Source organism: Pseudomonas paracarnis, from assembly GCF_904063055.1.
GTDB classification, from domain to species: domain Bacteria; phylum Pseudomonadota; class Gammaproteobacteria; order Pseudomonadales; family Pseudomonadaceae; genus Aquipseudomonas; species Aquipseudomonas paracarnis.
The window spans coordinates 1-19,198 of record NZ_CAJFCN010000014.1; the positions used below are offsets into that span (position 1 = coordinate 1).

19 protein-coding genes and 1 pseudogene are annotated in these 19,198 nt (G+C 60.2%); 6 read left to right on the forward strand and 14 right to left on the reverse strand.

Going from position 1 to position 19,198, the window contains the following annotated elements; all coding sequences use genetic code 11:
• A pseudogene (locus tag JMV15_RS23405) lies at nucleotides 1-1,097 on the forward strand (hypothetical protein); the annotation flags it as partial.
• A 126-nt stretch (nucleotides 1,098-1,223) separates the two neighbouring features.
• Here JMV15_RS23405 and JMV15_RS23410 read toward each other — a convergent pair.
• A complete protein-coding gene (locus JMV15_RS23410; protein WP_038450532.1) occupies nucleotides 1,224-2,285 on the reverse strand; it encodes an FUSC family protein in 1,062 nt (353 codons plus the stop codon).
• Nucleotides 2,286-2,448: 163 nt separating this feature from the next.
• Nucleotides 2,449-4,065, reverse strand: coding sequence for an NADP-dependent glyceraldehyde-3-phosphate dehydrogenase (locus tag JMV15_RS23415; RefSeq protein WP_038450530.1), 1,617 nt, complete (start codon nucleotides 4,063-4,065; stop codon nucleotides 2,449-2,451).
• A gap of 138 nt (nucleotides 4,066-4,203) precedes the next feature.
• On the opposite strand from JMV15_RS23415, the gene JMV15_RS23420 reads away from it, so the two are divergent.
• Nucleotides 4,204-5,064 carry a Dyp-type peroxidase gene (locus JMV15_RS23420; RefSeq protein ID WP_020302316.1) on the forward strand — a complete coding sequence of 287 codons (861 nt, stop codon included), beginning with the start codon at nucleotides 4,204-4,206 and terminating at the stop codon, nucleotides 5,062-5,064.
• Between the two features lie 30 nt (nucleotides 5,065-5,094).
• Here the strand turns inward: JMV15_RS23420 and JMV15_RS23425 are convergent, their stop codons facing one another.
• Entirely contained in the window at nucleotides 5,095-5,616 is a 522-nt protein-coding gene (locus JMV15_RS23425; protein ID WP_014718920.1) for a DUF3087 family protein, read from the reverse strand.
• A 113-nt stretch (nucleotides 5,617-5,729) separates the two neighbouring features.
• On the opposite strand from JMV15_RS23425, the gene JMV15_RS23430 reads away from it, so the two are divergent.
• Nucleotides 5,730-5,909, forward strand: coding sequence for a hypothetical protein (locus tag JMV15_RS23430; protein ID WP_014718919.1), 180 nt, complete (start codon nucleotides 5,730-5,732; stop codon nucleotides 5,907-5,909).
• Between the two features lie 12 nt (nucleotides 5,910-5,921).
• Complete coding sequence (locus JMV15_RS23435) at nucleotides 5,922-6,116, forward strand: DUF6021 family protein (RefSeq protein ID WP_005789138.1); 195 nt, start codon at nucleotides 5,922-5,924, stop codon at nucleotides 6,114-6,116.
• Nucleotides 6,117-6,146: 30 nt separating this feature from the next.
• On the opposite strand, the gene JMV15_RS23440 is transcribed toward JMV15_RS23435, so the two are convergent.
• Nucleotides 6,147-6,383, reverse strand: a complete 237-nt coding sequence (locus JMV15_RS23440) for a DUF6555 family protein (RefSeq protein WP_014718918.1) — start codon at nucleotides 6,381-6,383, stop codon at nucleotides 6,147-6,149.
• A gap of 120 nt (nucleotides 6,384-6,503) precedes the next feature.
• Between JMV15_RS23440 and JMV15_RS23445 the strand changes: the two genes are divergently transcribed.
• Nucleotides 6,504-7,337 (forward strand): arylamine N-acetyltransferase family protein, encoded by an 834-nt coding sequence (locus JMV15_RS23445; protein WP_038450528.1) that lies wholly within the window; start codon nucleotides 6,504-6,506, stop codon nucleotides 7,335-7,337.
• Between the two features lie 125 nt (nucleotides 7,338-7,462).
• The gene (locus tag JMV15_RS23450; RefSeq protein WP_038450526.1) at nucleotides 7,463-8,215 is read left to right on the forward strand and encodes an outer membrane beta-barrel protein; all 753 of its coding nucleotides are present in this window, start codon (nucleotides 7,463-7,465) and stop codon (nucleotides 8,213-8,215) included.
• A 58-nt stretch (nucleotides 8,216-8,273) separates the two neighbouring features.
• Here the strand turns inward: JMV15_RS23450 and JMV15_RS23455 are convergent, their stop codons facing one another.
• The 10 genes from JMV15_RS23455 to nuoG form a co-directional block, all read right to left on the reverse strand.
• A complete protein-coding gene (locus JMV15_RS23455) occupies nucleotides 8,274-8,588 on the reverse strand; it encodes a helix-turn-helix domain-containing protein (RefSeq protein WP_014718915.1) in 315 nt (104 codons plus the stop codon).
• Nucleotides 8,578-8,928: a type II toxin-antitoxin system RelE/ParE family toxin gene (locus JMV15_RS23460; RefSeq protein WP_038450524.1), complete on the reverse strand. Its 351-nt coding sequence runs from the start codon at nucleotides 8,926-8,928 to the stop codon at nucleotides 8,578-8,580. The genes JMV15_RS23455 and JMV15_RS23460 overlap by 11 nt, the downstream gene beginning before the upstream one ends.
• Nucleotides 8,929-9,165: 237 nt before the next feature.
• A complete protein-coding gene (nuoN, locus tag JMV15_RS23465) occupies nucleotides 9,166-10,629 on the reverse strand; it encodes an NADH-quinone oxidoreductase subunit NuoN (RefSeq protein ID WP_003174731.1) in 1,464 nt (487 codons plus the stop codon).
• 7 nt (nucleotides 10,630-10,636) lie between these two features.
• Nucleotides 10,637-12,169 carry an NADH-quinone oxidoreductase subunit M gene (nuoM, locus tag JMV15_RS23470; RefSeq protein WP_014718913.1) on the reverse strand — a complete coding sequence of 511 codons (1,533 nt, stop codon included), beginning with the start codon at nucleotides 12,167-12,169 and terminating at the stop codon, nucleotides 10,637-10,639.
• 55 nt (nucleotides 12,170-12,224) lie between these two features.
• Complete coding sequence (gene nuoL, locus JMV15_RS23475; RefSeq protein ID WP_014718912.1) at nucleotides 12,225-14,078, reverse strand: NADH-quinone oxidoreductase subunit L; 1,854 nt, start codon at nucleotides 14,076-14,078, stop codon at nucleotides 12,225-12,227.
• A complete protein-coding gene (gene nuoK / locus JMV15_RS23480; RefSeq protein WP_003174727.1) occupies nucleotides 14,075-14,383 on the reverse strand; it encodes an NADH-quinone oxidoreductase subunit NuoK in 309 nt (102 codons plus the stop codon). Before nuoK ends, nuoL begins: the two co-directional genes overlap by 4 nt.
• A gap of 2 nt (nucleotides 14,384-14,385) precedes the next feature.
• Nucleotides 14,386-14,889: an NADH-quinone oxidoreductase subunit J gene (nuoJ, locus tag JMV15_RS23485; RefSeq protein ID WP_003174726.1), complete on the reverse strand. Its 504-nt coding sequence runs from the start codon at nucleotides 14,887-14,889 to the stop codon at nucleotides 14,386-14,388.
• Between the two features lie 9 nt (nucleotides 14,890-14,898).
• Nucleotides 14,899-15,447 carry an NADH-quinone oxidoreductase subunit NuoI gene (gene nuoI / locus JMV15_RS23490; RefSeq protein WP_014718911.1) on the reverse strand — a complete coding sequence of 183 codons (549 nt, stop codon included), beginning with the start codon at nucleotides 15,445-15,447 and terminating at the stop codon, nucleotides 14,899-14,901.
• A gap of 11 nt (nucleotides 15,448-15,458) precedes the next feature.
• Nucleotides 15,459-16,466 carry an NADH-quinone oxidoreductase subunit NuoH gene (nuoH, locus tag JMV15_RS23495; RefSeq protein WP_003174724.1) on the reverse strand — a complete coding sequence of 336 codons (1,008 nt, stop codon included), beginning with the start codon at nucleotides 16,464-16,466 and terminating at the stop codon, nucleotides 15,459-15,461.
• Nucleotides 16,463-19,177 (reverse strand): NADH-quinone oxidoreductase subunit NuoG, encoded by a 2,715-nt coding sequence (nuoG, locus tag JMV15_RS23500; RefSeq protein ID WP_014718910.1) that lies wholly within the window; start codon nucleotides 19,175-19,177, stop codon nucleotides 16,463-16,465. Before nuoG ends, nuoH begins: the two co-directional genes overlap by 4 nt.
• Nucleotides 19,178-19,198 lie beyond the last annotated feature (21 nt).

The window sequence follows — 19,198 nt, forward strand, 5'->3', positions numbered from 1 at the left end:
TGACGGTGGACCCGCTGCCGATTGAGCACAATACGACGGTCACTGTTCGCTACACCGGTATGAGCAATCGGGATCGCATAACGTTTGAATGGATTTTTGCCGATGGTACCCACCATACGGCGGTCGAGAATGGGTTGGATGGGGGCACGGTGGTGTTCAACCTGACCTCGGTCAAGGTCTTGCACCGCAGTGTGAACAGTACCGTGTGCTTGAAGTATTCGGTAGAACGGCCGGGTGTGACGGACCCGATTCCGTCACAGGTGCAGACGGTGATGGTCAATGCCATTCCTGCTGCCAGTTTGCCGCAGCCACGGATCAACAACATTGCTTCTGGCGGTACGCTGGATGTCAACAATTTCGCGGGTAGCGCCACGGCTGCAGTGCCCAAATGGTCGTTGAGTCACCCAGGGCAACGGGTCTGGTTGATTTGCAGCGGTGCAGGCGTAACCCCGCTAACTGTTCTCAATGGTGTGGCAATCACCGCAACAGAGGCTGTTAATGGACTAGCAAACAAGGCAGTACTGCGTAGTTGGCTGAAGCGCATAGCTAATGGCACACAAATAACGATAACCTGTGAGGTAACGTTTGACGGCAGTAATGATAAGTCAAAATCCGTTATTTTTAAAAGCGCTCAATATATTAAGGCAGACCCTTGGACAGATGTCGGCCATTACTTTAACACTGGAAATTTAGGCGGATGGACTTTAGGAAGAGGCGGTCTGGGCGCTACGTTTGGTAGACTTGGTTTGTTTGTGGATACGCCCAATCCCTCTAATGCTGGCGCAGTGATCTCAAGAACCTTTAACTTTAATAGAGTGCATCGCTATAGCATCAGTTATTCCATCGCGAACGTCAGTCCGCACGGTGGCGTCCCGCCCATCACGGCTGTTCTCGTGGGCTCGCAGGTTGCTATACCGAAATTTACAGCTCCAAATTCCGGCTCTCTTGAAGGCCAACAAAATTTGTCCTTCATACCGGCGGCTAACGGGCCAGCTTCGGTTGTGCTTCATAACTATCAAGATATAGGGGGCGGTTCAGGCTCTCAAGGGGGCAATGATTTTCACGTCTACTACATAGGCGTATATCGCCTCGATTAAATGAAAAATGAGAATAAGAGGTAACGCGCAATAAAAAGGGGTGGATCTATTTTATTTATGGGTCAGTCCTAATTAAAAACGGAACAGATCTATTCAAGATGGATCTGTTCCGTTTTTGCTGTGATATCAGATCTTCCAGCGCGCCGAACTTTTGAAGAGCCGCTCACGCATCCTGTCGACATTCGCGGTCAGTTGCAGCGTCAACAGCCGGTAGGCGTCCAGCCCGTTGTGTACCGGGACCTCCAGCAGCGTGACGTTCGACGTGACACTGCCCGATTGCTCCAACCGCTCCGTCACCCCCGACTTCAATGCCCGCGCCATCCCCACCAACTGCACCCGAATCTGCCGATGCTCGGCCTTCAGCATCACCCGCATCCGAGCCGTGGCCTGCTCATCACGCGGGTCCGGCCGGGTATTGCCCAGAATCTCCAGGGTGCTGATGCACAGGCGCAGGTGCCGCTGGATCGCATCCAGTTCAGTCATGGAAATCCGCACTTCCTTGGACACCGACGGCATCAACGAGCGCAGTTGCACCATCGCCCCGTTCAAGCGGTTGAGCAGCTTGAGGTGTTCATCGTCAGTTACCGATTGGCCATTGATGATCCGGCTATAAATCTGCGCGCAGTCACGCAGGGCGCTGGCCAGGTTGTAGCGCCACGAATACACGGCGTACAACGGCAAGGCAAAGGAAAACGCCAGGGCCAGCACAATGCCGATCAGGATATCGACGGTGCGCCACAGTCCATCGGAGATAGGGTTATCGCCGTGGCCGGCGACGATAAACACCGTGATCGCCGACAGCAGTGCGATATAGCCGCCTTTGCCGATGGCGTGATAGGAAAAGAACCCGCACACCACCGACATCAACAGGTAGGTGAGCAACGGCAGGCCGAAGTAAGCCTGCTGCACCACCAGCAGCAAGCCGACGCTGGCGCCGATCAAGGTGCCGTAGGCGCGCTCGACGGCTTTTTTGCCGATATTGCCGTGGTGCTGCAACCCGCCGATGACGATCAGCATGGTCACCGACGCCCATTCCCCGTGAGGCAGGTTGAGGCCGGTGGTCAGCAGGATGGTTGCCAGCAAACCCACCGATACGCGCGCGGCGTGGATCAGCTTGGCATGGCGAAAGCGGCGGTAGGGGTCGAGCAAGGGGCGCAGCAGGCGCCGGGCAAAGAAGGGCAGGTTCATCAGTCTTAAAATGGCCTCAAATGTATGAATGTGCTTGATCAAATGTGGGAGCTGGCTTGCCTGCGATAGCATCACCGCGACCTGACTGAAAGACCGAGGAGCTGGCATCGCAGGCAAGCCAGCTCCCACACTGACCTGTCTGCACATTGGAACGGGGTTGGCTTCAGAAGATGTAGTCGGTGGTCAGGAAGCTCGAATCGCGGTTGCGCAAAATATCGCTGACCAACGCCTTGTTACTCTCCTGGAACTTGGTCGCCACCAAAGTTCGGATCGAGAACACGCGCAAGGCGTCATGCACCGACAACGTGCCCTCGGCCGAGTTCTTGCGCCCGTTGAAGGGGAATGTGTCCGGCCCGCGCTGGCATTGGGCGTTGATATTGATACGGCCCACCTGGTTGGCGAAGGTGTCCACCAGGCGTCCGACTGCCACGGGGTCGGTGCCGAAGAGGCTCAACTGCTGGCCGAAGTCCGAGTCCAGCACGTAGTCGATCACGGTCTCCAGGTCGCGATAGGGCACGATCGGCACCACGGGGCCGAATTGCTCTTCGTGGTAGACGCGCATCTGCGGGTTCGCCGGGTACAGCACCGCCGGGTAGAAGAACGAACCACGGCTGCTGCCGCCCTCGGGGTTCATGACCTTGGCGCCATGGCGCGCCGCATCGGCCACCAGTTCGCTGAGGTAATCGACCTTGCCCACTTCTGGCAGTGGCGTCAGCGCCACGCCATCCTCCCACGGCATGCCGGGCTTGAGCGTCGCCAGCTTGGCGTTGAATTTCTCGATAAAGCGCTCGACCACGTCTTCATGCACGAACAGGATCTTCAGCGCGGTGCAACGCTGGCCGTTGAACGACAGCGAGCCGGTGACGGCTTCGTTCACCGCGTTGTCCAAGTCCACTTCGGGCAGCACGATCCCTGGGTTTTTGGCATCCAGGCCCAGCGCAGCACGCAAACGGTGTGGCTTGGGGTGCAGTTTTTTCAAATCACTGGCGGCCTTGTTGGTGCCGATAAATGCAAAGATATCGATCTTGCCACTGGCCATCAGCGCGCTCACGGTCTCGCGGCCGCTGCCGTAGATCACGTTGATCACCCCGGCCGGGAAGCTGTCGCGGAACGCCTCCAGCAACGGGCGGATCAACAGCACACCGAGCTTGGCCGGCTTGAACACCACGGTATTGCCCATGATCAAGGCTGGGATCAGCGTGGTGAAGGTCTCGTTCAAGGGGTAGTTGTAAGGCCCCATGCACAGCGCCACGCCCAGGGGCACGCGGCGGATTTGTCCGAGGGTGTCCTGCTCCAGTTCGAAGCGGCTACTGCGGCGGTCAAGCTCCTTGAGGGCATTGATGGTGTCGGTGATGTAGTCGCAGGTGCGGTCGAATTCTTTCTGCGAGTCCTTAAGGTTCTTGCCGATTTCCCACATGAGCAGTTTCACCACCGCGTCGCGCTGTTCGCGCATACGCCGCAAAAACGCCTCGACGTGCTGGATGCGCTCAACAACGCGCATCGTCGGCCACTCACCCTGGCCACGGTCATAAGCACGCACCGCCGCATCCAGCGCGGTTAGGGCGGTCTCGGCGTCCAGCAGCGGCGTGCTGCCGATGTGCACGCGTTCATCGCCCAACTGCACCGGGCTTTGCACGCGCGCAAGCGGGCCGTTCCACACCCGCAGTTGGCCATCGACCAGGTAGTCGCGCTGTTCAATGGGCGCCGCCAGGCGAAATTGCTCGGGAATCTGGGAGACGGAAGTGGGAAACAGCTGGGCGAGCAGGTTGCTGGTGGTCATGTCGCTACCCCTGGAATAGTTGCAAAACATGACTAGAGAGTCACCCAACTGACGGCTCTAAGGCAAGGCTTACGCGCATTGTTGTTCGCAGCGCGGTGCGCGCCGGGTAAACTGCGCGGCTTTTCAGAAGGAGTTCACATGAGTCAGTACCAGCCGGGCATTCTTGCCGCACCGGTGCCTTTGCAGGCCCGCCATCTGTTTTTCGCCCTCGATTCCCTGCAAGCCGTGCCCGCAGCATTGGACGCGCTGGTGCAACTGACGGATGCGCAGGCGGTGGTCGGTTTCGGTGAGCCGCTGGTAAAGGCACTGGGCGCCGAGATTGAAGGGCTGCGCGCATTTCCCTCAGTAAGCGCCCCTGGCGCGCACAACCCGTCCACCCAGCAGGCGTTGTGGGTATGGCTGCATGGGGTGGATCGCGGTGAGTTGCTGCTGCGCAGCCGGGCCGTCGAAAAAGCCCTGGCCCCGGCGTTTGCCCTGGTGCAATCGATTGAAGGCTTCCGCTACAAGACCGGTTTTGACCTGACCGACTACGAAGACGGCACAGAGAACCCTCACGACGATGCCGCCGTGGAAGCGGCGTTGACCGACAGCGGCGCCAGCTTTGCCGCGATCCAGCAATGGCAGCACGATCTCGACGGTTTCGCCGCATTGCCTGCCCAGGAGCGTGATCACATTATCGGCCGTCGCCATGGCGACAACGAAGAACTCGACGACGCCCCGGAATCGGCCCATACCAAACGCACGGCCCAGGAGAGCTTTACCCCGGAAGCCTTCGTGGTACGTCGTTCGATGCCCTGGGCCGAGAATGGCCAAGCGGGGTTGATGTTTCTCGCCTTCGGGCATTCCTTCGATGCGTTTGAGGCCCAGCTTCGGCGTATGAGCGGGTTGGAGGACGGGATCGTCGATGGCCTGTATCGCATCAGCAAGCCGCTGACCGGTGGCTATTACTGGTGCCCGCCGGTGAGGGAAGGGCGCCTGGACCTGAGTCTGGTTTTTTAACCGCTTTTTGCCTGCGTCCTGAGGTACGCCTCAAGCGCTTTTGAGCGTTTCCAGCCACGCGGGATCGAGCCGGGTTTGTTCGGTATCGATCCCCATCGCGTGCATCTTCGCCTTGTGTGCGTCAATCTCGCCGACCAGTTGCGCCTGGGCGCTGGAGTTGGCGTCCAGCTCATGCATCTGCGTCAGCCCCAAGTGATAGAAACGCAACAGCTTGATGGCGGTGGGGTCGTTAGCTTGTACCCGCTCGGTGACCTTGTGCATCACGTTGGTCACGCTCATCAGGCTGCGCTTGAGCTGCCAGCCATACACCGCTGGCGCCAACCAGGCCTGGCTCCAGAACGGACCACGCACCAGCGCCAAGACGATCAACACAGCGGCAAATACACCGCCGACATTGAAGCGAAAGTTGTCACCGCCAGGTTCGCCGAACAGCATCACCGCCAGGCTCGACAGCAGCATGGCCAGGGCCAGGAATAGCACGGCCACGATCAGCGTGCTGCGGCGGGTTTGTTGACGGTAGGTGACGGGGTCGCAGGGTTTGAGCTCGAACATCCGGTTCAGGTCTCCAGAAAGGGCGCTTATCTTCTCATGCTTGCAACAATGAAGTTGAACGATGGCTGCGCACGGTTTCTCTAACCTGTGAAGCCCCCATGAGGTATGCCGTCATGTCTGAACACAAGCAGCCACCGCCGGGTACACCGGATCCTAACCGCACGCCGGGTGAAGAGGAGCGCGACAACGATGCACTGCGTCCCAACGATCCCAAAGAGCGTGGCCCCGACAACGATGTGGAGCGCGTCGAAGAAGACTTGGAAAACCTCCACGACAAAGCGCGCCCGCTTTAGCAGGAGCATGTGATGAACAAACGTACCGATGGTCCCCACTCCAACGAGCACGCCAGTGGTAAGGATGAGCTGGGTTTTGACCCGGACTCGCCCGATGTGGCCGACCCGCAGGTTGACCCGGTAGGCCCGGCTATTGCACCGCTGGATGAGAAAAAGTCATCTGAGAAAAAGCCGCCCTACGATCCGTTGGGCGACTTGAAGAAGTGAACCGAGCCCCGCCGTTGTGCGGGGCTTTGTTTATTTGGGCGGGTTCCAGCTGACGTCGCTGATACCGTATTTTTCCGCCCAGGGCCGGGTAGTTTTTTTCACTTGCTCGTGACCAACGCGACCGATGCGGCTGACATGCGCAATGTCGGCATCAACGGCCGCCCAGTGCCAAGCTTCAGCGTTGTTCATCACCTCGGCGCGCACCACGAAAGACTTGGGTTTACCGTGTAGCTGATAGTGGATGGTGTAGATTTTTGCGGTACTCATGTTGCCTCCCTGTCTTGTTATAGATGGATAGGCCGTCGTTCTAAAAGGTTCATTCAAAATGACAACGTACGCAGAGGCGCGGCATAGTGACGCTCTTGCCCTGCGCCCGAGGATCGCGCCATGCTCACACCCACGGATAGCCGCCTGTACCTGCAACGCCTGGGCTATGCCTCGCCACCGGCGCCGACCTTGCAGACCCTGCGGGACTTGCAACTGCGCCATGTGTGCACCTTCGCCTTTGAAAGCCTGTCGACCCTGATGCAGGTGCCGGTGCCAATTGACCTGCCAAGCGTCGCGCAGAAGGTGTTGCACCAGGGACGCGGCGGCTATTGCTATGAGTTGAACCAGCTGTTCCTGGCGCTGTTGCAGGCGCTCGGTTTTGACGCCCGTGGCATCACCGGTCGTGTGGTGATTGGCGGGCCACCGGACGCCCACACCGGGCGTACTCACCGTCTGAGCCTGGTGACCGTTGATGGCGTGCGCTATATCACCGATGTGGGCTTCGGTGGCATGGTCCCCAGCAGCCCGTTGCAACTGGACAACGAAGCGCCCCAGACCACGGCCCATGAGCCTTTTCGCCTGACACACCATCAGGGCAGCTACACGTTGTGGGCCCAGGTCGGTGAGGAGTGGCGTGGCTTGTATGTGTTCGACCTGCAAGTGCAGGCCGATATCGACTACGAAATCGGCAACTGGTATGTCTCAACGCACCCGGGGTCACCGTTCGTGGGGCAGTTGAAAGCGGCGCTACTGGCTCCCGGCCAACGTCATACTTTGGCCAACGCCCGCTATGCGCTTCATTACCTGGATCGACCCAGCGAAAAGCGCACGCTTGAGAGTGCCGATGAACTGCTGGGGCTCTTGCGCGACACCTTCGGCATTCGGCTGCCGGATCAGCCTCAACTGCGCGAAGCCGTCGAACGCCTTATTCGCATGAATCCTGAAGAATATTGAGATAGAGCCTTCGCTGAACCGTTTTTTCTCCATTTTGGTGCAAATCAGTTCGAACTTTTCGCAAACGCGAGGGTTCGAACCGATTCCTGAATACTTTGCCCACCTTAAAATGGAGATGTAAAACGATGTCCAAACTATTCGGAAAATTCATCAAGAGCACCTCGCTGCTGGCCCTGGTAGCTGCGCCCGGCGTGGTGTTTGCTGCACCCTCCACCGACCCGATTTCCACGTTCGGAATCATGGGCAGCTACAACGACTTCAAACTTGAAGGCGGTAGCGAAAGCGACAAGGAGCACATGCCCGAAGCCGGCCTGTTCTACAACTTCGGCAACAAGCTCACCGCCGAGTCGGGCTTTATCTACCAGGCCGGTATCGAAGCCAAGTACGGCGAAAAAAGCGATAACAAACTCAAGGAAGGCCAGGCCGACCTCGACCTCGGCTGGCGTGCCGCGCTGGATGCGCGCAACTTCGTCGACGTGATCGTGGGTGGTGGTTACACCTGGACCCGCTACGAGCCGGACACCAATGGCTACGACATGAAGCTCACCAACAAGTCGCCGTTTGCCAAGGCCGCTCTGGGCTACAACCACCAGTTCGATGACATGACCCTGCGCGTTGAAGCCGGCGCCCGTCACACCATCGACGGCCGCGCCAAACTCAAGGTGGACGGCGTTGGCAGCGACAGCGTGGACCTCAAGGACCGCACCAACCCTTATGCCGAAGTCAGCCTGCTGATGAACCAGAAGGGCGACCTGCCAGTGATGGCGGGCCTGTACTACACCCGTACCGAGTACAAGCTCGACGACGACTCCTATGTGGCCGATAACACCAAGCTCAAGCGTGATGAGTATGGTTTCAAGGTGGGTATCGCGTTCTGACGCTGTTGCACTGAAAAAACGCCCCGAACTGCCGGGGCGTTTTTTTTTGGCTTGCGGGTCAGCCCAGTGCGGCCAGTTGCGCCACGGTTTCCGGAAAGCGCGCCACCAGGCGGATCAGGGTGACGGCCTGGGCGTTGGGTTTGGCCCGGCCTTGTTCCCAGTTCTCCAGGGTGCGGGTGTTGGTACGCAGATACATGGCGAATACCGACCGGGAGAGGTTGAGTTGCTGGCGCACAGCGATCACCTCGTCTGCGGTAAGCGGCGCCAGCTTGTTGAGGTGCACTTTGTGGTTGCGCAGGGTGATTTTACCCTGGCGTTCATCGGCCAAAGCGTCGAAGCCTTCGACCAGTTCGGAAAAGATGTCACGTTTCATTGTGCATTCTCGCTTTGATTTCCCTGACCAGCATGTGTTTAAGGGCTTTCTTGTGTTGCGGTGCCAGGTCGTTTTGTTCGTGTTTGCCGTACAAGGTGAATAACCAGAATTGCGTACCGCCTGACCACCAGTAATAAATGACCCGCAGGCCACCGCGCTTGCCTTTGTTTCGTCGTTCATCGATGAAGCGAACCTTCCTCAACCCGCCCGTCCCTTCGATCACGTCTCCTGCTTCGGGGTTTTTCATTAACTCCTGTTGAAAACCCTGGAAAAGCTCGTCACTCAGATAGTCTTTGCGATACCGCTCGAATGCCGGCAGTTCGATAAATAGAGCATCCATGTTCTGTACGTTGCCTGCGTAGAGTTTGGTGGCCCACCCGCGTTGGGTCAAGTGACCTTGCTGTGGGAACTTTCTTAAAACGCAGACACCATACGGCCGGCTTCAGCGGGTAGATGCCAGATGAAGAGGTAGATCGAGGAGGACAATTCAGCGAGTCGAGGAGGGAAAAGCAAGTTTCTGGGAAATGCAAAACGGCGCCCAAAGGCGCCGTTCTGTTTACTGCATCAATCTAAGCGATCAAACGCCCAGCACCGCGTGCTGCACCAGGGTGAGCAACGGTTGTGGGTACACGCCCAGGAAGAACGCGAGCAGGGCGATGGCCAGCAGCATGACGCCACCGGCTTTCTGTTCCCAGTGCAGCTCGGCATCCACACGGCGCAGGTTTGGCTCGATCAGGTACAGGGTGACCATCACGCGCAGGTAGTAGAACACGCCGATGGCGCTGCCCAGTACCAGGGACGCTACCAACCACCACTCGTGGGCTTCAACACCGGTCGCGACGATGTAGAACTTGCCGATAAAGCCCGCCGTCAGCGGAATACCGGCCAGGGACAGCATCATTACGGTGAGTACGGCGGTCAGGTACGGACGGCGCCAGAACAGGCCGCGGTATTCGTACAGGGCGTCGGCGTCACGGCCTTTATAAGGCGACGACATCAGCGTGATCACGCCGAATGCGCCAAGGCTGGTGATCACGTAGGTGACCAGGTACACGCCGATGGCTTCCACGGCCAGGCCTTTGCTCGCCACCAAGGCGATCAGCAGGTAGCCGAAGTGGGCGATGGACGAATAACCCAGCAGACGCTTGAGGTTGTTCTGGGTCAGCGCCAGCAGGTTACCGAACAGGATCGACGCAATGGCGATCACGGTCAGCACGTTGCTCAGCACGCCGGTGTTGGCGGCAGGGGAGATCTGGAACAGACGCACCATCACTGCAAACACGGCCACTTTCGACGCGGTCGCCAGGAACGCGGCCACCGGCGCCGGGGCGCCTTCGTACACGTCCGGGGTCCACAGGTGGAACGGCACCAGCGACAGCTTGAACGCCAGGCCGATCAGCATCATCGCCAGGCCCAACTGGGCAATCGGCGCCGGGCTGTTGGTGGCGGCCAGCGCGTGGCCGATACCGGTGAAGCTCAGGCTGCCGGCTTCGGCGTAGAGCAGGGCCATACCGAACAACAGGAACGCGGAACCGGCGGCCGACAGCACCATGTACTTGATGCCGGCTTCCAGGGAGCGTTTATTGAAGAAGGCATAGGCCACCAGGCCGTAGGTCGGGATCGACAGCAGTTCCAGGCCGATGAACAAGCCAGCCAGGTGCTGCGCGCTGACCAGCACGATACCGCCGGCCGCAGCCAGCAGGATCAGCAGGTACAGCTCTTCGCGGTTGCCAGGGTAGCCGGTGCCGCCTTCGCCGAGGTAGGCGTGGGCGAGGGTGACGCAGGCCAGGGTCGCCACCAGGATCAGGGCGATGTACAGCAGCGCGAAGTCATCGACCATCATCAATGGCGTGACTGCCAGTGGCGCGACCTTGAGGGCCGGGATGATCGACAGCAGGGCCAGGTTCAACCCGGCGCAGGACAGCAGGAACGTTTGCGAGTGATTGCGGCGCCAGGCGATTGCCAGCATCACCACCACGATGGTGAGGCTGGTAATCAGCAGCGGCGCAAGCGCGATAAAGTGTTGGATCGTGAATTCCATAGCGCTCTTACCGGGCCGAAGCGAGTTGGGAGAAGGCGGTGCCGAACCACTGCTGCACGCCATGCATCGTTGCGGCAGAAGTGTCCAGGAACGGTTGCGGGTACACGCCGATGAAGATCAGCAGTACCGCAAGGCCGAGCACCATGATCAGTTCGCGCGCGTCCATGCCTTGCAGGACGGTGTCGGACTTGGCCGGGCCGAAGTAGGCGCGGTGGATCATGATCAGCGAGTAGACCGAACCGAACACCAGGCCGGAGGTAGCAATGGCACTGATCCACGGCGTCTGCACAAAGGCACCCATCAGGATCAGGAACTCGCCGATGAAGTTACCGGTACCCGGCAAGCCCAGGGATGCGGCGGCGAAGAACAGGCTGATCGCCGGCAGGTATGCGATGCGCGACCACACGCCACCCATCTCACGCATGTCACGGGTGTGCAGGCGTTCGTACAGCTGGCCACTGAGGATAAAGAGGGCAGCGGCCGAAACACCGTGGGCCAACATCTGGATCACTGCGCCTTGCAACGCCAGCTGGCTGCCGGAGTAGATGCCGATCAGTACGAAACCCATGTGGGAAACGGACGAGAAGGCAATCAGGCGCTTGATGTCGGTTTGGGCGAAGGCCAGGAACGCACCGTAGAAGATCCCGATCAGACCCAGGGTCATGGCAATCGGCGCGAACTCGGCCGAGGCATTCGGGAACAGCGGCAGGGCGAAACGCAGCAGGCCGTAGGCAGCGGTCTTCAACAGGATACCGGCGAGGTCCACAGAGCCGGCAGTCGGCGCCTGGGCGTGGGCGTCAGGCAACCAGGAGTGGAACGGCACCACCGGCAGCTTCACCGCGAAGGCGATGAAGAAGCCCAGCATCAGCACGTACTCGGTGGTCAGCGACATCTTGGTTTTCAACAGGTCGGCGTAGTTGAAGGTAATCACGCCGGTGTTGTTGAAGTTGACCAGGACCAGACCCAGGATCGCCACCAACATGATCAGGCCGGAAGCCTGGGTAAAGATGAAGAACTTGGTCGCTGCGTAGATCCGGGTTTTCTTGCCGTCCGAAGAACTGTGACCCCAGAGCGCGATGAGGAAGTACATCGGCACCAGCATCATTTCCCAGAAGAAGAAGAACATGAACAGGTCGAGGGCGAGGAACACGCCGACAACGCCGCCCAGGATCCACATCAGGTTCAGGTGGAAGAAGCCCACGTGACGCTGGATCTCTTTCCAGGAGCAGAGTACCGAGAGGATACCCAGCAGGCCGGTCAGCAGGATCATCAACAGCGACAGGCCGTCGAGGGCCAGGTGCACGTTGATGCCGAAGCGCTGGATCCACACGTGCTTGAATTCAAGCGCGAAGGTGGGATCGACACCCGGTGCCGGAGCGAATGAATAGTCACCGTGGGCCCACAGCCAGAGGCCGAGCGCGAGTTCCAGGGACATGGTCAGCAACGCAATCCAGCGGGGGAGGGTGGCGCCGAAGCGTTCACCCATCCAGCAGAGCAGGCCGCCGATAAAGGGGATCAGGATTAGCCAGGGCAGAATCATGACGGGCTCGTTTCCTTTCGCAAGTTTGCAAAGTACGCAGTGCACTTAAACATAGTCAGACCGCTACCACGACGATGGCGCCGATCACCAGCACGGCACCGGCCGCCATGGACGCTGCATACCAACGCAATTGGCCGGTCTCGCTGCGGCTCAGGGCGGTGTGACCGGCCTTGGCGGCACGCGGGATCAAACCGATGGTCTGGTCGAGCGGGTCTTTGCGCAGCACGTGGCTGATCGCAAGGTAAGGTTTGACGAACAGTTTGTCGTAGATCCAGTCGAAGCCCCAGGCAGCGAACCACCAGGCCGACAGGAAGCGACCAATGCCACTGTTGGCCACGGCAGTCACGAAGCGACGCTTGCCGAGGAACAGCAGGGCCGCCAGCAGGATACCGGCGATGGCGATGGCGCCCGAGGCGATTTCCAGGCTGTGCTGGGCTTCGCCGCCGGCATGGCCGACGCTTTGTGGCAATACACCGTGCAGTGGCGGGGTGATCATCGCACCGACGAAGGTCGACAGGATGATCAGCACCGACAGTGGCAACCAATGGGAGATGCCGTGGCCTGCGTGCGCTTCGGTCTTGGCTTCACCGTGGAAGGTGATGAAGATCAGGCGGAAGGTGTACAGCGAGGTCATGAACGCACCCACCAGGCCTGCGTACAGCAGGTTCTGGTTACCGCTGGCAAAGGCTTCCCAGAGGATCTCGTCCTTGGAGTAGAAACCGGCGGTCACCAACGGCAGGGCGGCCAGGGCGGCACCACCGACGATGAAGCTGGCGTAGGCCAGTGGCAGTTTCTTCCACAGGCCGCCCATCTTGAAGATGTTCTGCTCGTGGTGGCAGGCGACGATCACCGCACCGGAGGCGAGGAACAGCAACGCCTTGAAGAACGCGTGGGTCATCAGGTGGAAGATCGCCGCGTCCCAGGCGCCAACGCCCAGGGCCAGGAACATGTAGCCGATCTGGCTCATGGTCGAGTAGGCGAGGATACGTTTGATGTCGGTCTGCACCAGCGCGGCGAAGCCGGCCAGTACCAAGGTCACGCCGCCGACGATGCCCACCAGGTGCAGGATGTCCGGCGCCAGGGTGAACAGGCCGTGGGTACGGGCGATCAGGTAGACACCGGCGGTCACCATGGTGGCGGCGTGGATCAGTGCCGACACCGGGGTAGGGCCGGCCATCGCATCCGCCAGCCAGGTTTGCAGTGGCAGCTGCGCAGATTTACCCACGGCGCCGCCCAGCAGCATCAGGGTGGCAAGAGTGATCCAGAAGTCGCCGACCTGGAATTTCTGCGGTGCCAGCACCAGCAGTTCCTGGATGTTCAGCGTGCCCACCTGTTGGAACAGGATGAACAGGCCTATGGCCATGAACACGTCGCCGATGCGGGTGACGATAAATGCCTTGAGTGCCGCGTTACCGTTGTTGCGGTTGCTGTAGTAGAAACCGATCAACAGGTACGAGCACAGGCCCACGCCTTCCCAGCCGAAATACAGGAACAACAGGTTATCGCCCAGCACCAGGAACAGCATGCTGGCGATAAAAAGGTTGGTGTACGAGAAGAAGCGCGAGTAACCCGCTTCACCGCGCATGTACCAGGATGCGAACAGGTGGATCAGGAAGCCCACACCCACCACCACGCCGAGCATGGTGATCGACAGGCCGTCGATGTAGAGGGCGAAGTTGGGCTTGAAGCCCTCGACCGCCATCCACTGCCACAGCACCAGGGTGTAGTGACCGCCTTCAGGCGGTGCCACGTTGAATTGCCAGATGACGTAGGCGGCCACGATGGCCGACAGGCCGATGGAGCCCACGCCGATCAGGGCCGAGAGGTTTTCCGACCAGCGCCCGCGAGAGAACGACAGCAGCAGGAAACCGATCAGGGGGAATACGAAAGTCAGAAAGATCATGTTCATCCGCGCATCTCACTGGCAGCGTCGATATCAAGCGTGTGGAAGCGACGATACAGCTGCAGCAGGATCGCCAGGCCAATACTGGCTTCGGCGGCTGCCAGGCTGATCACCAGGATGAACATCACTTGCCCATCCGGCTGGCCCCAACGTGCGCCTGCCACAATGAACGCCAGTGCCGCGGCGTTCATCATGATTTCCAGGCTCATCAACACGAACAGAATGTTACGGCGAACCATCAGGCCGACCAGGCCAAGGCAGAACAGGATGCCGGCGACCGCCAGACCATGCTCCAAAGGGATAGCAGGCATCGTCATTGCTCCTTGGCTTCGTTGCGGCCCAAGTGGAAGGCAGTGATGGCTGCGGCGAGCAGCAGCATCGAAGCCAGTTCGACCACCAGCAGGTACGGGCCGAACAGGCTGATGCCCACGGCTTTCGCGTCTACGGTGGTGTGGCCGATGGCCTGGCCGCTCTGGTGAGCGAACAGCACATACAGCAGTTCACCCAGCAGCAAGGCGGCGAGGACAACCGGGCCGAGCCAGATGCCGGGCTTGAGCCAGACGCGCTCCTGGGCGACCGAAGCCGGCCCCAGGTTGAGCATCATCACCACAAACACGAACAGCACCATGATGGCGCCGGCGTAGGCGATCACTTCCAGCACACCGGCGAACGGTGCGCCGAGGCTGAAAAAGGTCATGGCCACGGCGATCAGTGAAATGATCAGGTAGAGCAGGGCGTGCACGGGGTTAGTGTTGGTGATCACGCGAAGCGTGGACACCACTGCAATACCCGATGCGAAATAGAAAGCGAATTCCATCTTTCTTCCTTAAGGCAGCAAGCTCTTCACGTTGATCGGCTCGGCTTCGTTTTGTGCGGCGCCTTTTGGCTTACCGGCAACGGCCATACCTGCAACACGATAGAAGTTGTAATCAGGGTTTTTACCGGTACCTGCGATCAAAAGATCTTCTTTCTCGTACACCAGGTCCTGACGTTTGAACTCGGCCATCTCGAAATCCGGTGTGAGCTGGATCGCGGTGGTCGGGCAAGCTTCCTCGCAGAGGCCGCAGAAAATGCAGCGCGAGAAGTTGATGCGGAAGAAGTCCGGGTACCAGCGACCGTCTTCGGTTTCAGCTTTCTGCAGGGAGATGCAACCCACCGGGCACGCCACGGCGCACAGGTTGCAGGCTACGCAACGCTCTTCGCCGTCGGGGTCGCGGGTCAGTACGATGCGGCCGCGATAGCGCGGCGGCAGGTACACCGCTTCTTCGGGGTATTGCAGGGTGTCGCGTTTGCGAAAGCCGTGACCGAACACCATCACCAGGCTTCGCAACTGGGTACCGGTACCCTTAACGATGTCGCCAATATATTTGAACATGGGTCAAATCCTCACTGAACCGCGGCAGCTGGCGTGTTCAACAACACGACGGCAGCCGTCACCAGCAAATTGATCAGGGTCAGCGGCAGGCAGAATCTCCAGCTGAAATCCATCACCTGGTCATAACGCGGGCGCGGAATCGAGGCGCGCAGCAGGATGAACAGCATGATGAAGAACGCGGTCTTCAGGAAGAACCAGAAGAAGGCCAACTGCGGCAGGATGCCAAACGGACCGTGCCAGCCGCCGAAGAACAGCGTGACCAGCAGGGCCGAGATCAAGATGATGCCGATGTACTCACCGACGAAGAACATGCCCCACTTCATGCCGGCATATTCAATGTGGTAACCGTCGGCCAGTTCCTGTTCCGCTTCCGGCTGGTCGAAGGGGTGACGGTGAGTCACGGCCACGCCAGCGATGAAGAAGGTGCAGAAGCCGAAGAACTGCGGAATGATGAACCACAGGTTCTGTGCCTGGTACTCGACGATGTCGCGCATGTTGAACGAGCCAACCTGCACCACGATGCCCATCAGTGCCAACCCCATGAACACTTCATAGGATACGGTTTGCGCCGAGGCACGCAAGCTGCCCAGCAGGGCGAACTTGTTGTTGCTCGACCAACCGGCGAACAGCACCGCGTATACCGACAAACCGGCCATGGCGAAGAAGAACAGCAAGCCGATGTTCAGGTCCGCCACGCCCCAGGTCGGGGTGATCGGGATGATCGCAAACGCAATCAGCAAGGCGCTCATGGCGACCACCGGTGCCAGGGTGAAGATCACCTTGTCGGCAAACGGCGGGGTCCAGTCTTCCTTGAAGAACATTTTCAGCATGTCGGCAGCGATCTGGAACATGCCGAACGGGCCAACGCGGTTCGGACCGTAACGGTCCTGCCACCAGCCCAGCAGGCGACGTTCGACGAAGCTGAGCAGGGCGCCAGCGACGACCACGGCCAACAGGATCACGATGGCCTTGACCACCGAGATGATCACGTCAATTACTTCCGGCGTGAACCAAGTCATTGCGCTGCCTCCTGCAGACCGTCAACGGTTTTGCCGAAAATGGCAGGCGGAATACCGGCGATGCCTTTAGGCAGTGCAACCAGGCCGGCACCCAGCTCGTCATTGATACGCAGCGGCAGACGCAAGGTCTGGCCGGCGACGTTGAGGCTGAGTAGCGCGCCGTCGTTGACACCCAGGCGGTCGGCTTCGGACTTGGCCACGGACACATAGGCGGCAGGAATGCGCTCTTGAACCGGCGCGGCCTTGGAAGAGGTCTCTTCGCTGCCGAACAGGTGGAAGAACGGCACGACCTGCCAGGTGCCCGGCGCCGGGTTGAACGGACGCGGTACCGCAGCGAACCAGTTCAGCGAGTCACCGCTGCTTTCGATCAGGCGAGTGCCTGGGTCGCCAGCGCGGATATGACCACCGACTTCGTCCTGGAACTTGTTCCAGGCCTGCGGCGAGTTCCAGCCCGGCGACCAGGCAAATGGCACCTGCTGACGCGGTTCGGCCGAACCCGAGTAACCTTCCATGGAGAAGGCAAACGCGGTGTCGTTGTCTTGCGGGGTACGCGGCTCGTGCACGCTGATGTCAGCACGCATGGCGGTGCGCCCGGAGTAGCGCAGCGGCTCACGTGCCAGTTTCAGGCCCTTGATGCGGAACGCGGCGGACGGCGCGGCATCGACGATACGAGCAAGCTGCGGCGCGCTGGCGGCGGTGGCAGCGGTCACGTGGTCGAGCTGGGTCCAGTCGATCGGCTGGTTCAGCAGGGTGGCGCGCAGGGCATGCAGCCAGCGCCAGCCTTCGTGCACCAGGATGCTGGCGTCCATGTACTTCGGATCGAACACCTGGAAGAAGCGCTGGGCGCGGCCTTCCTGGCTGACCAAGGTACCGTCGCCTTCGGCGAAGGTGGCGGCTGGCAGCACCAGATCGGCGCGGTCGCTGGTGGCGGTCTTCTGGTGGTCGGCGACGATCAGCACTTTGGCCGCGTCCAGTGCCGCGTCAACCTTGGCCGCAGCGGTGCGGGTGTACAGGTCGTTTTCCAGCACCACGATGGCGTCGGCACGGCCGTCGGTCACGGCTTGCAGCGCTGCGTCCACGGACTCGCCACCGAGCATGGCCAGGCCCAGGCTGTTGGCTTCCGGCACCACCAGGCTGATGGAACCGTTCTTGTCGCGCAGCTTCAGGGCCTTGGCGATGTTGGCGGCGGCTTCGATCAGCGCTTTGGAACCCAACGAGGTACCGGCAATGATCAGCGGACGCTTGGCCGCCAGCAGGGCGTCGGCAATGCGCTGGGCCAACTCGGCAGCTTCAGCGTCCAGGCCTTCAACGGCGGGTGCGCTGGCGTCGAGGGCGTGGGCCACGGCGAAACCGAGGCGGGCCAGGTCGTCCGGCGCGGCGTGCACGCACTCTTCGGCGATGTCGTCGAGCTTGGTTTCAGCCAGGGAGGCGATAAACAGCGGGTTCAGCGCGTGCTGGCCGATGTTCTTCACGGCGGCGTCGAGCCAAGGCTGTACGCGCATGGCGTCGGCCATTTCTTCGGCCTTGCCTTTGACCGACTGACGCAGCGACAGCGCGATGCGTGCAGCGGTCTGGGTCAGGTCTTCACCGAGTACGAAGATCGCATCGTGGTCTTCGATGTCGCGCATGTTCGGTACCGGCAGCGGGCTGTCGTTCAGCACTTGCAGGACCAGGCGGATGCGCTCCAGCTCGTCGGCTTCGATACCGCAGTAGAAGTGTTCGGCACCTACCAGCTCGCGCAACGCGAAGTTGCTTTCGAGGCTGGCGCGTGGCGAACCGATACCCACGATATTGCGCCCGCGCAACAGGTCGGCAGCCTTATCCAGCGCTGCGTCCAGGCTCAGCTTGGCGCCATCGGCCAGCTGGGGCTGGCGTGGGCGGTCTTCGCGGTTGACGTAGCCATAGCCGAAACGGCCACGGTCGCACAGGAAGTACTGGTTGACCGAACCGTTGAAGCGGTTTTCGATACGACGCAGCTCACCGTAGCGCTCGCCCGGGGAGATGTTGCAACCGCTGGAGCAGCCATGGCAGATGCTCGGCGCAAATTGCATGTCCCACTTACGGTTGTAGCGCTCGGAGTGGGTCTTGTCGGTGAACACACCGGTCGGGCAGACCTCGGTGAGGTTGCCGGAGAACTCGCTCTCCAGCACGCCGTCTTCAACGCGACCGAAGTACACGTTGTCGTGGGCGCCGAACACGCCGAGGTCGGTGCCGCCGGCGTAGTCTTTATAGAAGCGCACGCAGCGGTAGCAGGCGATGCAGCGGTTCATTTCGTGGGAAATGAACGGGCCGAGGTCCTGGTTCTGGTGGGTACGCTTGGTGAAGCGATAACGGCGCTCGTTGTGGCCGGTCATCACCGTCATGTCTTGCAGGTGGCAGTGACCGCCTTCCTCACAGACCGGGCAGTCGTGGGGGTGGTTGGTCATCAGCCATTCGACAACGCTGGCGCGGAACGCCTTGGATTCTTCATCGTCGATGGAGATCCAGGTGTTGTCGGTGGCTGGGGTCATGCAGGACATGACGATACGACCACGGGTGTCGTTCTCGTCGGTGTATTGCTTGACCGCACACTGGCGACAGGCACCGACGCTACCAAGCGCGGGGTGCCAGCAGAAATACGGGATGTCGAGGCCGAGTGACAGACACGCCTGTAACAGGTTGTCCGCCCCATCGACTTCGAGCGCTTTGCCGTCTACGTGGATAGTGGCCATGGTTCAAAGTTCTTCGTTGGC